Origin of the sequence: Caballeronia sp. LZ035, assembly GCF_031451175.1 — a bacterium.
Classification (GTDB): domain Bacteria; phylum Pseudomonadota; class Gammaproteobacteria; order Burkholderiales; family Burkholderiaceae; genus Caballeronia.
Genome location: NZ_JARUXS010000004.1, coordinates 1104664 through 1117372, shown reverse-complemented (window position 1 = coordinate 1117372; position 12709 = coordinate 1104664). Strand labels below are relative to the sequence as shown.

Sequence of the window (12709 nt, the reverse complement as noted above, 5' to 3'; positions counted from 1 at the left end):
GTGAATCAGATGGCGCGTACGTATTCGGGCACCGCATGCACGTCGCAGTTGCGTCCCGCCTTCGCGACCTGCCCCGGCACCTCGTGTCCGACCAGCCCAGGGAGCGTGCGCGACAGGCCGATCAACCGCACAAGATCGATCCCCGACGGAATGCCCATCTCGTCGCACAGGTTCACGAGGTCTTCGGTGCAGATGTTGCCGGACGCGCCGGGCGCGAACGGACAGCCCCCGAGTCCGCCCAGCGCCGCATCGAAACGGCGGGCGCCCGCGTGGTAAGCCGCGAGCACATTGGCGAGCCCGAGCCCGCGCGTATTGTGGAAATGCAGCGTAAGGTCGGCGGCGGGGACCTCGGCAAGCACGCGCTCGACGAGCCGCGCAACCTGACGCGGATTCGCCATGCCGGTGGTGTCGGCGAGCGTGATGCCGGCAATGCCCATCTCACGATAGGTCCGCGCAATCGACACCACGCGGTCTTCATCCACACGGCCTTCGAACGGACAGCCGAACGCCGTCGCGACCGTCGCGTTCAGCGAGACCGGAGCCGAGGCGCCCTGCACGAGCCGCACGATATCGCCAAAGCCCGCCAGCGAGTCTTCGCAGCTCATGCGCATGTTGGCGCGGTTGTGCGTCTGGCTCGCCGACATCACGAGATTGAGTTCGTTCGCCCGTGCCGCCAGCGCGCGCTCCGCGCCCTTCACGTTGGGCACCAGCGCGACATAGATCACCCCCTCCTTGCGGACGATGCCGTTGAACACCGCTTCGCCGTCGCGCAACGCAGGAATCGCCTTCGGCGACACGAATGAACCCGCCTCGATGCGCGTGAAACCGCATGCGGCAAGCGCATCGATCAGCGCAATCTTGTCCGCCGTGTCGACCCATTGCTTCTCGATCTGCAAGCCATCGCGCGGCGCGACTTCCTGAACAATCAGCGGTTCTTTGTATGCAAAATTCATTGAACCGCTCCTTCCGCGCGCAGGTGTTCGACCTCGCCGGCATCGAAGCCGAGCGATTCCAGCACCGCTTGCGTGTGTTCGCCCAGCGCCGGACCTTGCCAGCGCACTTCGCCCGGGGTTTCGGAGAGCTTCGGCACGATGCCGGGCATCTTCACCGACGCCCCGCCCGGCAGGTTCGCGTGCAGCAGCATGTCGCGGGCTTGGTAGTGCGCGTCGTTGACGATGTCCGCGACCGAATAGATGCGGCCTGCGGGCACTTCTTCGCGCTCGAGCGTGGCAAGCACGTCGTCCATCGAGTGATGCGTGGTCCACGCCGTGATGGCTTCGTCGAGCATCGCGCTGTGGCGAACGCGGCCGTCGTTGCGGGCGAGCGCGGGATCGTCGGCGAGGTCGGGCCGGCCGATCACCTGCATCAGGCGCTTGTAGATCGGGTCGCTATTGCCCGCGATCACCACAAAGCCGCCCTCTTCCGTGCGATATGTATTCGACGGCGCGATGCCCGGCAGCGCACCGCCGCTGCGTTCGCGCACATGGCCGAGCAGGTCGTACTCCGGAACCAGGCTTTCCATCAGGTTGAAGACGCTTTCGACGAGCGAGACGTCCACTACCTGTCCGTCGCCCTGTCCGGTCTTGACGCGCAACACCGACATCAGGGCGCCGATCACGCCATGCAGCGAGGCCAGCGAATCGCCGAGGCTCACGCCGACGCGCGCCGGCAGTCCTTCCGCGTCACCGGTCGTGTAGCGGATGCCGCCCATTGCCTCCCCAATCGCCCCGAACCCCGGACGGTCGCGATACGGTCCGGTCTGACCGTAGCCGGAGATGCGCACCATCGTCAGCTTCGGATTGATGGCGTGCAGCACGTCCCAGCCGAGGCCAAGCTTTTCGAGCGCGCCGGGACGCATGTTCTCGATGACGATGTCCGCGTCCTTCGCAAGACGCTTGATGACTTCCGCGCCGTCCGGCGACTTGAGGTTCACGCAGACCGACTTCTTGTTGCGCGATTGCAGATACCACCAGAGCGACGTGCCCTCGTGGAGCTTGCGCCATTTGCGCAACGGGTCGCCGCCATTGGGCGTCTCGATCTTGATGACTTCCGCGCCGAACTCGGCGAGCATGCGCGCCGCGAAGGGTGCGGCGATCAACGTGCCGATTTCGATGACCCGGATGCCTTGAAGAGGTCCGCTCATGCTGCTCGTCTCCTGGTTTCGATTGTTGGAGACAAGCTTATTGGCGAACGCTCGGGGGCGTCCAACCGCATTTCGGCAAGGATCGTTCGCGAAACGCGAACGATCGCGGGGTTTTTGAAAGCTAGGCGGGCGCGCCGGACGCTTCGATCGTGCGCAAGTGATCGAACAGAAGACGGCTGACCGGCGACAGCGCATCCGCGTCACGCACGACGATCACGAGACTGCGCGCGGCCCATTCCTCATCGAGCGCGACGGCAGCCAGGCCAAGCTGCCGCCCGATCGCCTCGAACACGTGCAAGGGCAGCACGCCCACACCCATGCCCGCCTGCACCATGCGGCACACGGCGTCGAAGCCCGGCACGTGGATCCGCAGCCGCAACGCGCGACCCGCCTGGCGCGCCGCCAGATGCGTGCGCATGTTGATCGAACTCGCTGAATGGAGGCCGATGTGATCGAAGTCGAGCGTATCGGCGAAGCTCACGCGGGCGCGCTTCGTCAACGGATGCGAAAGCGGCGTCACGATGACGAGCCGGTCGTGCCGGTAATGCACGGTGTCGAGGCCGCGCGTATCGGCGTCGCCGGAACAGATGCCGAGATCGACGAGACTGTCCGCCACGCCCTCGATGATGCCGCCACTCGGACGCTCTTCCAGGTCGATCTTGATCTGGTCGTGCACCGAGAGGAACGCGCGCAGGTCTTCCGGCAGAAATTCCACGATCGCCGAGAGATTGGCCATCATGCGCACGTAACCGCGCACGCCGCTCGCATGTTCCGCCAGTTCGATGCCGATGTTCTCGACATCGCGCAACACGCGGCGCGCGTGATGCAGCAGCGTCTCGCCGGCGGGCGTGAGCGCCATGCCGCGCGCCTTGCGCTCGAACAGCACGGCGCCGACGGCCTGTTCCAGTTCGAGCAGCCGCTTGCTGGCCGCCGAGACCGCGATCGCCTCGCGTTCCGCGGCGCGCGTGAGGGTGCCTTCCTCATGGACCGCGAGGAAGAGTTGCAGGGTCGTAAGATCGAGACGCCGAAGGAGATTCTTGAGGGCCATCGCCGGATGGGCGCGCTTAGCGAGCGTATTTGAAGGTGCCTTGCGCGCTCGCGATCATCACGCGACCATCAACCCACGCCTCGCCCCGCGCGAAATACACCGAGCGTCCCTGACGCTCCAGAAAACCCTTGGCAACGACCTTGTCGCCGACGCCCCGGTCCAGATAGTTCACCGTCAGCGAAAGCGTGAAGCCGTGCACGGGTGCGGAGCCGGTCGTGAAGAGGCCGGCGTAGCCGCATGCGGCATCGAGCAGCGTGGCGATCGCGCCGCCCTGCAAAATGCGTTGCCGGTTCAGATGCCCGGCGTGTATCGGCATCAGGAATTCGGCATAACCCGCGCGCCATTCGCTGAACGTCGCGCCCAGCGCTTCGAGAAACGGATTGTCCAGGTCGAGGTGCGCCACCATTGCTCCTTTTCTCGCTTTTGATGCGTGCGATTGTGCCATCGCTAGCCTCGCATTGCCGCACGGCACAAAAAAACCCGCCAGAAGCGGGTTCGGTGCGGCCGGGATTGGAACGCGTAAAACACTGCCGATTAGCAAAATCTGCAAGCTTGAAAACCGGGATTTTGAGAGCGAAGACGCTCGTCTGACTCCGCCGCTTATTCGCCGGCTTCACACAACTCATGAAACCGGATCATGAATTGAAATGACATAATTTGTTACGCTTAAAATGCCTGGTGACACACCGTGCCGCGCGCGCAACACATTGCCAAGTTGCGCTCAGTTATATCCGCGAATGACGCAGGATTTCTGTTCTTCCTCCGATTTCTCACTGGCGAAACGTCCACAGATTTCCGCGACATAATCCGGCGCCGCCGATACCTGGCTGGAGCGGTGCGACACGGTCACGCTCGTATCCGGGGGCAGTTCGCCGTCTTCGATCCAGGCGTAGTAGTGTGTGCTCGTATTGGCATCCATCATGAGTCTCCTTTCGGTCGATGCACTCGATAAGATTGATGGTTCCAGAATGCGCCTCCATGAAGCGGCTGGCCCTAGTGGATTTCATTAATGGACGCGGCCGAAAAACGAAGCAAGACTCAAGAGAATGTCTGCACGTAGCGCATGCGGAATCGTTTCAATCCGCCTATCGTTTTAGGTAGCGAAAAAAATGCCCGGTCGAAGCCGGGCATTGTCGAATCGGATCAGTGCGAAAGCGGTGGTTTATCGCGCTCCCCGTTCCGCACTGCACTCTTCTATTAGTTACACCACATTCTTTTCCACGATCGGCCTGCCTTCCAGCACGCGCGTCCAGTCGAGCGGCGACAAATCCAGCGTTTCATAGCGCCCGTGCAGAATCATTTCACTGACGCCGCGACCCGTCGCCGGACCCTGCTGCAATCCGTGCCCGCTGAAACCGTTGGCGAAGAAGCAATTCTCCACCTCCGGATGCGCACCGATGATCGCGTTCTGATCGAGCACGTTGTACTCGTAATAACCGGACCAGCAACGCTCGACCCGCAGCGCCTCGAAGCCCGGCACGCGATGCGCGAGCGTCGGCCAGATCACGTCGTCGAAGAGCGCGTGATCGACTTCGTCGAGCGGCAGGTCGTCGGGATCGGCATCGGCGGCGGGCGACGTGCCGCATATGTACGTCTGCCCTTCGGGCCGAAAGTAGACCCCGCTCGGATCGATCAGCAACGGCGCGCCTTCGAGCCGCGCCGGGGACGACACATTGAAGATGCTGCGGCGCCGCGCATGCACCGGCAGGTCGATGCCCAGCATCGTCGCCACCGGCCGCGCCCATGCGCCCGCGGCGTTCACGAGCACGTCGCACGCATAGGTTTCGCCGTTCGCCGCCTGCACGGCCGTCGCGCGCCCGCCGTCACGCCGGATGCCCGTCGCCTCGCTTGCCACGTAGCGCGCCCCGAGCGCCTGCGCCTTGCGCCGCAAGGCCTGCACGAGGCCGTAGCCGTCGAACCAGCCTTCGCCGCTCTCGCCGTACGCGCCCGCCGCCAGATCTTCCGTATTGAGCCAGGGAAAGCGCACAGCGAGTTGCGCGGCATCGAGCAGGCTGATGTCCGCGCCGAGTTCGCGTTGCAGCGCGTGATTTTCGCGCAGCGTCGCGGCCCCGGGCGCCGTCGCGAGAAACAGATAGCCGCCTTCATGCAGATCGATCGACGGCCGTTCGCCATTCACTTCCAGCCGCTCGCCGATCGAGCGCAGGAACTCGATGCCATAGAGCGACATGCGCACCGAGAGCGGCGTCGAGAACTGCTGGCGGATCGACGCCGCCGACAGCGCCGACGACGAGCGCGCGTAAGTCGGATCGCGCTCGATCACCGTGACCTGCACGGTCGGGTCCGCCGCCCGCAGAAAATACGCGACCGAACTGCCGATCACGCCGCCACCCACGATCACCACTTGAGAAGCCACGCCGCCTCCGTATGAATGCCGCTGCCGATTCAGATGCCGAAGCCGAAGCCGCCGCGCGCTCAGCCCAGGTTGAAGTCGATGCCCTGCGCCAGCGGCAATTCCGACGAGTAGTTGATCGTATTGGTCGCGCGGCGCATGTAGCCCTTCCACGCATCGGAGCCGGATTCGCGTCCGCCACCGGTTTCCTTTTCGCCGCCGAACGCGCCGCCGATCTCCGCGCCGCTCGGTCCGATGTTCACGTTGGCGATGCCGCAATCGCTGCCCGAGGCCGACAGGAAGCGCTCGGCTTCGCGCAGGTCGGTCGTGAAGGTGCACGACGAAAGGCCATGCGCGGCCGCGTTGTTGGCGGCGATGGCTTCATCGAAATCGCTGTAGCGCATCACATAGAGAATCGGCGCGAAGGTTTCCTTCAGCACGACTTCCGTCTGCGACGGCATCTCGACCAGCGCCGGCCGCACGTAGTAACCGTTCTCGTGCCCCTTCACGGCGACGCGCTCGCCGCCATGCACGGTGCCGCCTTCGCCCTTGGCTTGCTCGAGCGCGTCCTGCATGCGCGCGAACGCCTGCACGTCGATCAGCGGCCCCATCAGCACGCCCGTCTCCAGCGGATTGCCGACCGGCACCTTGCCGTAAAGCTCTTTCAGACGGGCGACGGTTTCGTCATAAATGCTCTCGTGCACGAACAGCCGGCGCAGCGACGTGCAGCGCTGCCCCGCCGTGCCGACCGCCGAGAACAGGATGCCGCGCACCGCCAGGTCACGATTCGCGGTTTGCGAGACGATGCCCGCGTTATTGCCGCCGAGTTCGAGAATCGAGCGGCCGAAACGCTGCGCCACCGCGACGCCGACCTTGCGGCCCATTTCCGTGCTGCCGGTCGCGCTGACGATATCGGAACGCTTGTCCGCGACCAGCGCCGTGCCGACCTCGCGCCCGCCGATGAGCAGCGCAGCCAGTCCGGCCGGCGCCGAGCCGAATTCGTCGAGGGCGTCGCGCAGGATGCGATCGACGGCGAGTGCCGTGAGCGGCGTCTTTTCCGAGGGTTTCCACACGACGGCGTTGCCGCACACGAGCGCAAGCGCCGCGTTCCACGACCACACCGCCACCGGGAAATTGAAGGCCGAGATGATCGAACACACGCCCATCGGATGCCAGGTTTCGGCCATCCGGTGACCCGGACGCTCCGATGCGATCGAAAGGCCATAGAGCTGACGCGACAGGCCGACGGCGAAGTCGCAAATGTCGATCATCTCCTGCACCTCGCCCAGCCCTTCCTGAAGAATCTTGCCCGCTTCGAGCGACACCAGCCGGCCGAGCGCTTCCTTCTTTTCGCGCAGCCGGTTGCCGAGCAGGCGGACCAGTTCGCCGCGGCGCGGCGCGGGCACGTTGCGCCAGGTGGCGAAGGCGTCGCGGGCGGCGGCCAGCGCGGCGTCGACGTCGGCGGCGGTGTGCTGCTTCACGCGGCCGATGACATCGCCCGTGATCGGCGAAGCGACGGCGAGGTCGCCATCGGCGACGAGGTGCGCAATGCCGAGGTCGGCGAGGATCGATTGTGCGTTCACGATGTTTGTCCTTTCGAAAGTAAGTCCGGCTCGCACCCTGCCGCGCGACGCGGCGGAGCAGCTGTTTCTTATCAGAAACTTGAGTCAATTTCGGAAACTATACGCGCTGCGGCTCCGCGCGACAACCGCGGTCAATATCAGGGTTGTCACGCATGCTTTTCAGCGCTTTCCGGCAACCGCACGCGGCCCGTCCGGCGATATGGCGATGTTATGATCGGAAACAAAACGATGTCCTCCGCGACCCACGACACCCATCTTCCCATGGCCAGCCCCAGCACGAAAAACCCGCCGGACACCTCCCCGGCCGATCTCGGACAGCGGGTCAGGCACGCGCGGCTCGCGCTCGACCTGACGCTCGAAACCGCAAGCCGCGTGTGCGGCGTGTCGCGTTCGGCGCTGTCGAAGATCGAGAATGGGCTGATGTCGCCGACCTTCGACGTGTTGCAGAAGATCGTCCGCGGTCTGCGCATCGATCTCGGCGCACTGTTCGGCACGGCGCCGGCGCCCAGCGCGAGCGGGCGTCGCGCGCTCACGCGCCGCGACGCGGGGCAACGTCACGCGTATCGCGGCTATCAGATGGAACTGCTTGCCACCGATCTCGCGCACAAGGCCATGCTGCCGTTCCGCATCCGCATCTCGGCGCATACGCTCGACGCGTTCGACGACTGGGGCCGCCATGAAGGCGAAGAATTCCTGTATGTGATCAGCGGCAGCGTGTGCCTGTATTCCGAGCTGTATGCGCCCACCCAGCTGAATGCCGGCGACAGCATGTACTTCGATTCGCGCACCGGCCACGCGGCCATATCGACGAGCGAGGAAGATGCCGAAGTGCTGTGGATGGCGACAGGCGGCAGCGTGCCCTCTGGCGATCTACCCGCCTAGGTCGCGCGCAACGTGAGTCGCATCGGCATGGCGCTCGGCCCTACGGTGAACGCGCAGATTTCCTGGATCCGCGACGCGTCCGTCGCGAGCCGCGCGGTGAAGTTCGCCGTGAGCATCGAGATCACGAGCCGCATCTCGACCGCCGCCAGATGGCGTCCCGGACACACCCGCGGCCCCGCGCCGAACTGCAGGTAGGCATGCGGCTCATGCGCGCCGCGCTGCGCCGGACAGTCGGCGGGTGCGCGCTGTTGCAGCCGGTGTTCATGCAGCCAGCGGTCGGGATCGTAGCGTTCGGGATCGGCGAAGTTGTGGGGGTCGAGCATCGCGGGACGATGCAGCAGGAAAATCTTGGTGCCGGCCGGCAGACGCACGCCGCGCAGCCGCACGTCTTCGATCGGTTCCAGCGAAAGATACGGGGCGACCGGATGCAGACGGCTCGCTTCCATGCAAAGCGCTTCGCACAGGTCGAGCGTGCGCATCGCGGTATAGCCCGGGCACACCGCGGCATCGCCGAGGACCGTGCGGGCGTGCGCCGCGACGCGCTCCTGCAAGGCTTCGTCCGCGCCCAGGAACAGCAGCGCCCAGGCGATGCTCGTCGCGGTCGTCTCCTCGCCCGCCACGAGCATGGTCAGCACGTTGGCGGCGACTTCGTCGTCGGTAATGCCGGAGCCGGGCACATCGCGCAGCGCGAGCATCGCTTCGAGCAGGTTGCGCGGTTCGACGTCGAGATCCATGAACGGCATCTCGCAGGCTTCCGCGCGGGCTTCCTCGCGCATGCGCGCACGCGTGCGCGCCATCAATGCCCGGATATGGCGATGCACGTCGATCATCGCGGCGTCGAACTGGCGGTCGCGCGGGAGCTTCACGTAATGCCACCATGCGAACGGCGAATTGACGCGCGCCATCAGCGTCGGCAGCAGCATGGCCAGTTGCTCCTGGATCAGCTCGCGTTCGTCCTCCAGCGTGTTCGGGTCGTCGCCGAGTGCGAGCGCGCTCGTGACATCGACGGTGAAACGCTTCAGGTCGTCGAGCATGTCGACCACCGCGCCCGCGCGCGCCGCGGCTTCCCAGCGGCGCCGCAGACGCTCGGTGATGGCAGCCAGCGTCGGATAGAACGCCTTGATGTGCGGAATGGACAGCGCCTGCATGACGAGGCGGCGTTGCGACTCCCAGGCATCGCCTTCGATCGAGAACAGCCCGTTACAGCCGAACTCCTTCAGGATTCTCTCGATGGGCGCATAGCGCCGGTAGCGATACGGACGTTCACGCAGCACCGTATGGGACAACTCGATGTCGTCCCAGACCGTCACGCGTGTGGTGCCGAAGCGGAAGACATAGGGCGTGCCCAGTTCGGCGGCCCAGCGTTCGAGCGTCAGATGGTGCGTGGCCGGCGGCAACTGATGCAGATTGCCCAGCAGGGGAAGGCCGCGCGGCGACGGCAGGTCATCGACTTCGCGCAAGGACGGCGTAACGGGCGCTGCGTGCATGATCGGCCTCGCGAAGGCTGGATCCGGGCAGGAGGTGCGGGAGCAATTTCAGAACAGAGTCATGCGAGGCGCCGACTCATGCAGCGCTTCGCCAGAGTCCACCTACGCCCGCAAGCCGCCCCCGCGGTTCACTTTCACTCACGCGGATAGCGTTGTCGCGCGTGGATCACGTTGACCACTTCGATCACCCCATCCATGACACGATAAACGACCAGATAATTCGGATGCGCAACGATCTCGCGTGTCCCCGGCTCGCGGCCGGTTCGAAACAGGTAAGGAGACACTGCAGCAGGAATCACAGCGGTTTCGATCACCTCGAACATCGTCTTCGCTGCCCAAGGGTTCTATTCAGCAATGTAGTCCGTGAGTTGGTCGAGGTCATCCAATGCCTGAACCGTCCAGCGAATCGGCAGCATCAGGATCCAGACCTTTCCTTTTCTTTGATCTTCGCGTCCAGCTTGGCACGAATCCGCGCCATGGCTTCGTCGTGCGGAATGCGCGGCCGAGTATCCGCCATGGACCGTCTCACCTTCTCCCGAAACCACTTGTCATAGGCTTCGGCTTCTTCGACGGTGGCGAACTCGGACACGATGGGATCGAGCGGAGTAGTCATTTGCGGTTCTCGTTTCATGATGAATTCATGATATCGCAGGGCTGCGCGGCACGTCGCCTCGGCCATTCGGCCAGCGCGCACCGCCGCTTACCCGGCCTTCGACTTCGTTCTGCCCTTGCCGCCTGCGGCCAAAGCCGGCGCTGACGCCGCATCCGAAGCCACGTCCACCTTCCCCGCCGAGCGCTTGAAATAAGGCGAACTCAAGGTCGCCGCGCCCATGTCCGAAGCCGCTTCGAGCAACGCGGGCGCGAGCGCCTCCAGGCGGGCATCGGGCAGGCGGCTGGTTGGCCCCGCCAGACTCACGACGCCCACCACCACGCCCGTCACCGGATGATGGATCGGCGCGGCCATCGACGTCATGCCCGCCTCGTAGGTCTCGCTCGCGATGCCGTAGCCACGTTCGCGGGCCGCCTGCAAGCCGGCAAGAAACTCCTGGATGCCTTTCGGCGCCTTCGGCCCGCCCGCACCCGGCTTGCCGAGCCCGCCCTGCCGCGCAACGAGTTCGAGCGCGGCCTCGTCGGTCAGCGACGACAGCCACGCCTGCCCGCTCGCCGTGCAATGCAGCGGCGGCTGGCTGCCCATGTCCGGGTCGTAGCGCAGACCGGATTTCGCGCCCTGCGCCTTGCCGACAAACGTAATGTGGTCGTCCTCCACGACGCCCAGCCGCGCCAGTTCGCCCGATTGCGCCGCGAGCCGGTCGAGCACCGGCTGGGAGACGTCCAGCACACCGCCCGTCGACAGATAGACCAGCGCCAGCGACACCAGCTTCAGCGCCAGCATGTACTCGCCGTGATCCTCATCCTGACGGACATAGCCTTCGTCGATCAGCATCGCGAGCAGCCGGTGCGTGCCGCTGCGCGGAATGTTGAGCGTGTCGGCGATGGTGGCGAGCGGCATGCGCCCGCCGTTTTTCGCCAGCAACTCGATGATCGACAACGCCCGCTCCAGGTTTCCTGCCATCTTCAGCCTCTCGAAGTTCCAGTGCGGAATGAGAACACGATTCCACCTCGGAATTCAACCGCCGGATGTCATTCTTTTGCGTACGCCGCCTCGACCACGGCCAGTGTCGCCTCGCGCAGGCGCGTGGCGCGCGTGAGCGCATCGGCGGTTTGGGCCCACTGGTTCATCGGCGTTTCGATCGACAGCGGCAAACCCTCCGGCAACGCGCGCAGGATGCCCGTCAGATCGAGGCCGCCTTCGCCCGGAATCATGCGCTCCGCGCGTGCCTGATACAGCAGCGTGTCGAGGTCTGCGGGACGCTCGGCGGGCGCGTCGCAAAATTGCAGATAGCCGAACCATTCGCGCGGCAGATCGGCGAGCGTGGCGGTCGACGAACCGGCGCGGTCGAAATGGATCGGATCGACGATCAGGCCCGTGTTCGCGCGCGCCGCCGCCCGCACGATGCGCGCGCCCTGCACGATGTCCTTCGCATCCGTCCAGGGCATCGGTTCAAGCGAAGGCGACAGGCCATAGGGCTGCGCAAGATCGCACAGCGCCGCGAGACGCGCGGCGGTACGCGCCTCGTCCGGATCGTTGCCCGCGACCAGCACACAGCGCGCGCCAAGCTCGGCGGCGGTCGCGAGCATCGGCTCGAACGCGGCGACGTCCGTGTCGGGCTTCAGGCGCAGGATCTCGGCATCGAGCACGCCGATGCCCGTGTCGCGCAACGCCGCGAGCGTCTCGCGCTTGAGCCGCGTCGCGCCGACGATCTCGTGGCGCACCTCCGTGTCCGTCGCCGGCAGAAGCCGCAGGCCGACAAAATCGTAACCGGCGCGCGCCGCGCACTCGACCATCTGCGGCGGCGTCAGCTCCAGCACCGTCAGGGCCGACAGGGACAACTTGCGTCGTGACATGGCGACGTCTCCCCTCAGCGCAGCGGCGAGAACGGCGCCGGCACGTAGATGGTCGATTCCATCGTCGTCAGATGGGCCGGTCCGCCCTTCGGCGGCCAGATGCCGTCCGCCACCGCCTCGGCGCGAATGCGCGAACGCTCGTCGACGCTCGCGTACGGCCAGATGTTGAGAAAGCGCGGCACCGTGCCGTCGAGTGCGTACATGGCGCCGATCAGCGGCGAACGCTTCGTGCGTTCCGGCAACGCGCCCTGCCACGCGTCGATCGTGTGTTGCAGGCTCGCGAGCTTCGTGCCGTACACGCGCATCTCGTAGATGCCGCCATGCACGGCGGGCTCGATCGGCGGAAGGAACGGGAACAGCGCGTAGCTGCTCACCTCGACGTCGGTGACGAACTCGCCGCAGCCGAACGGATTGCCTTCGAGCAACAGCCTTTGCCGTTCGCGCACGAGTGCCGCTTCCGAATCGAATCCGCGCAGCACCATCACGCGGCCCAGTGCGCCGATGTCGGAATACCAGCAGCCGAGCAGCTTCACGCCCGATGCGGCGGGGCTCGCCTGGATGTGCTCGAAGACCCGCGCGTTCGCGCCGAGCTTCACCGTCAACGTCACTGTGTCGTAGAGAGTCATTGAAAAGTCCTTGCCTGTGTGGAATGGGGTGGTTGCGCGGGGGGGGGCGGGCGCCGGGCGGGGGGCGGCCCGGGCCGGGGGGGGGCCGCGGCGGCGGCGGGCGGGCGCGGCGCGGGCCGCCCGC

13 protein-coding genes and 1 pseudogene are annotated in these 12709 nt (G+C 65.6%); 1 reads left to right on the top strand and 13 read right to left on the bottom strand.

Features of this window, described 5'->3' with window-relative positions:
• Window positions 1–5 precede the first annotated feature (5 nt).
• The 7 genes from QCE88_RS35485 to QCE88_RS35455 form a co-directional block, all read right to left on the bottom strand.
• The gene (locus QCE88_RS35485) at window positions 6–953 is read right to left on the bottom strand and encodes a hydroxymethylglutaryl-CoA lyase (protein WP_309910189.1); all 948 of its coding nucleotides are present in this window, start codon (window positions 951–953) and stop codon (window positions 6–8) included.
• Complete coding sequence (locus QCE88_RS35480; RefSeq protein WP_309910188.1) at window positions 950–2143, bottom strand: CaiB/BaiF CoA-transferase family protein; 1194 nt, start codon at window positions 2141–2143, stop codon at window positions 950–952. The genes QCE88_RS35485 and QCE88_RS35480 overlap by 4 nt, the downstream gene beginning before the upstream one ends.
• Before the next feature lie 121 nt (window positions 2144–2264).
• The gene (locus tag QCE88_RS35475) at window positions 2265–3191 is read right to left on the bottom strand and encodes a LysR family transcriptional regulator (RefSeq protein ID WP_309910187.1); all 927 of its coding nucleotides are present in this window, start codon (window positions 3189–3191) and stop codon (window positions 2265–2267) included.
• A gap of 16 nt (window positions 3192–3207) precedes the next feature.
• Entirely contained in the window at window positions 3208–3597 is a 390-nt protein-coding gene (locus tag QCE88_RS35470; RefSeq protein ID WP_409018273.1) for a PaaI family thioesterase, read from the bottom strand.
• A gap of 315 nt (window positions 3598–3912) precedes the next feature.
• Complete coding sequence (locus QCE88_RS35465) at window positions 3913–4113, bottom strand: hypothetical protein (RefSeq protein ID WP_309910185.1); 201 nt, start codon at window positions 4111–4113, stop codon at window positions 3913–3915.
• Window positions 4114–4392: 279 nt separating this feature from the next.
• A complete protein-coding gene (locus tag QCE88_RS35460; RefSeq protein ID WP_409018300.1) occupies window positions 4393–5664 on the bottom strand; it encodes an NAD(P)/FAD-dependent oxidoreductase in 1272 nt (423 codons plus the stop codon).
• Window positions 5625–7124: an aldehyde dehydrogenase family protein gene (locus tag QCE88_RS35455; protein WP_309910183.1), complete on the bottom strand. Its 1500-nt coding sequence runs from the start codon at window positions 7122–7124 to the stop codon at window positions 5625–5627. Before QCE88_RS35455 ends, QCE88_RS35460 begins: the two co-directional genes overlap by 40 nt.
• A 261-nt stretch (window positions 7125–7385) precedes the next feature.
• Here QCE88_RS35455 and QCE88_RS35450 point away from each other — a divergent pair, with 261 nt between their 5' ends.
• Window positions 7386–8006 carry an XRE family transcriptional regulator gene (locus QCE88_RS35450; RefSeq protein ID WP_309911016.1) on the top strand — a complete coding sequence of 207 codons (621 nt, stop codon included), beginning with the start codon at window positions 7386–7388 and terminating at the stop codon, window positions 8004–8006.
• Here the strand turns inward: QCE88_RS35450 and QCE88_RS35445 are convergent.
• From QCE88_RS35445 to QCE88_RS35420, 6 genes and pseudogenes are all read right to left on the bottom strand, one after another.
• Complete coding sequence (locus QCE88_RS35445) at window positions 8003–9493, bottom strand: cytochrome P450 (protein ID WP_309910181.1); 1491 nt, start codon at window positions 9491–9493, stop codon at window positions 8003–8005. The genes QCE88_RS35450 and QCE88_RS35445 overlap by 4 nt on opposite strands.
• A gap of 134 nt (window positions 9494–9627) precedes the next feature.
• A pseudogene (locus tag QCE88_RS35440) lies at window positions 9628–9825 on the bottom strand (type II toxin-antitoxin system RelE/ParE family toxin); the annotation flags it as partial.
• Window positions 9826–9908: 83 nt separating this feature from the next.
• Entirely contained in the window at window positions 9909–10106 is a 198-nt protein-coding gene (locus QCE88_RS35435) for a stability determinant (RefSeq protein ID WP_309910179.1), read from the bottom strand.
• Window positions 10107–10193: 87 nt separating this feature from the next.
• Window positions 10194–11066: an IclR family transcriptional regulator gene (locus tag QCE88_RS35430; RefSeq protein WP_309910177.1), complete on the bottom strand. Its 873-nt coding sequence runs from the start codon at window positions 11064–11066 to the stop codon at window positions 10194–10196.
• Between the two features lie 68 nt (window positions 11067–11134).
• Complete coding sequence (locus QCE88_RS35425) at window positions 11135–11959, bottom strand: TIM barrel protein (RefSeq protein ID WP_309910175.1); 825 nt, start codon at window positions 11957–11959, stop codon at window positions 11135–11137.
• Window positions 11960–11973: 14 nt separating this feature from the next.
• Window positions 11974–12585, bottom strand: a complete 612-nt coding sequence (locus QCE88_RS35420) for an NIPSNAP family protein (RefSeq protein ID WP_309910174.1) — start codon at window positions 12583–12585, stop codon at window positions 11974–11976.
• Between the last annotated feature and the right edge of the window lie 124 nt (window positions 12586–12709).

Coding starts and splice junctions, on each gene's coding strand:
- QCE88_RS35475 (WP_309910187.1), bottom strand. CDS start 3,191: ATGGCCCTCAAGAATCTCCTTCGGCGTCTCGATCTTACGACCCTGCAA.
- QCE88_RS35430 (WP_309910177.1), bottom strand. CDS start 11,066: ATGGCAGGAAACCTGGAGCGGGCGTTGTCGATCATCGAGTTGCTGGCG.
- QCE88_RS35470 (WP_409018273.1), bottom strand. CDS start 3,597: ATGGTGGCGCACCTCGACCTGGACAATCCGTTTCTCGAAGCGCTGGGC.
- QCE88_RS35420 (WP_309910174.1), bottom strand. CDS start 12,585: ATGACTCTCTACGACACAGTGACGTTGACGGTGAAGCTCGGCGCGAAC.
- QCE88_RS35485 (WP_309910189.1), bottom strand. CDS start 953: ATGAATTTTGCATACAAAGAACCGCTGATTGTTCAGGAAGTCGCGCCG.
- QCE88_RS35450 (WP_309911016.1), top strand. CDS start 7,386: ATGGCCAGCCCCAGCACGAAAAACCCGCCGGACACCTCCCCGGCCGAT.
- QCE88_RS35465 (WP_309910185.1), bottom strand. CDS start 4,113: ATGATGGATGCCAATACGAGCACACACTACTACGCCTGGATCGAAGAC.
- QCE88_RS35435 (WP_309910179.1), bottom strand. CDS start 10,106: ATGACTACTCCGCTCGATCCCATCGTGTCCGAGTTCGCCACCGTCGAA.
- QCE88_RS35425 (WP_309910175.1), bottom strand. CDS start 11,959: ATGTCACGACGCAAGTTGTCCCTGTCGGCCCTGACGGTGCTGGAGCTG.
- QCE88_RS35480 (WP_309910188.1), bottom strand. CDS start 2,143: ATGAGCGGACCTCTTCAAGGCATCCGGGTCATCGAAATCGGCACGTTG.
- QCE88_RS35445 (WP_309910181.1), bottom strand. CDS start 9,493: ATGCACGCAGCGCCCGTTACGCCGTCCTTGCGCGAAGTCGATGACCTG.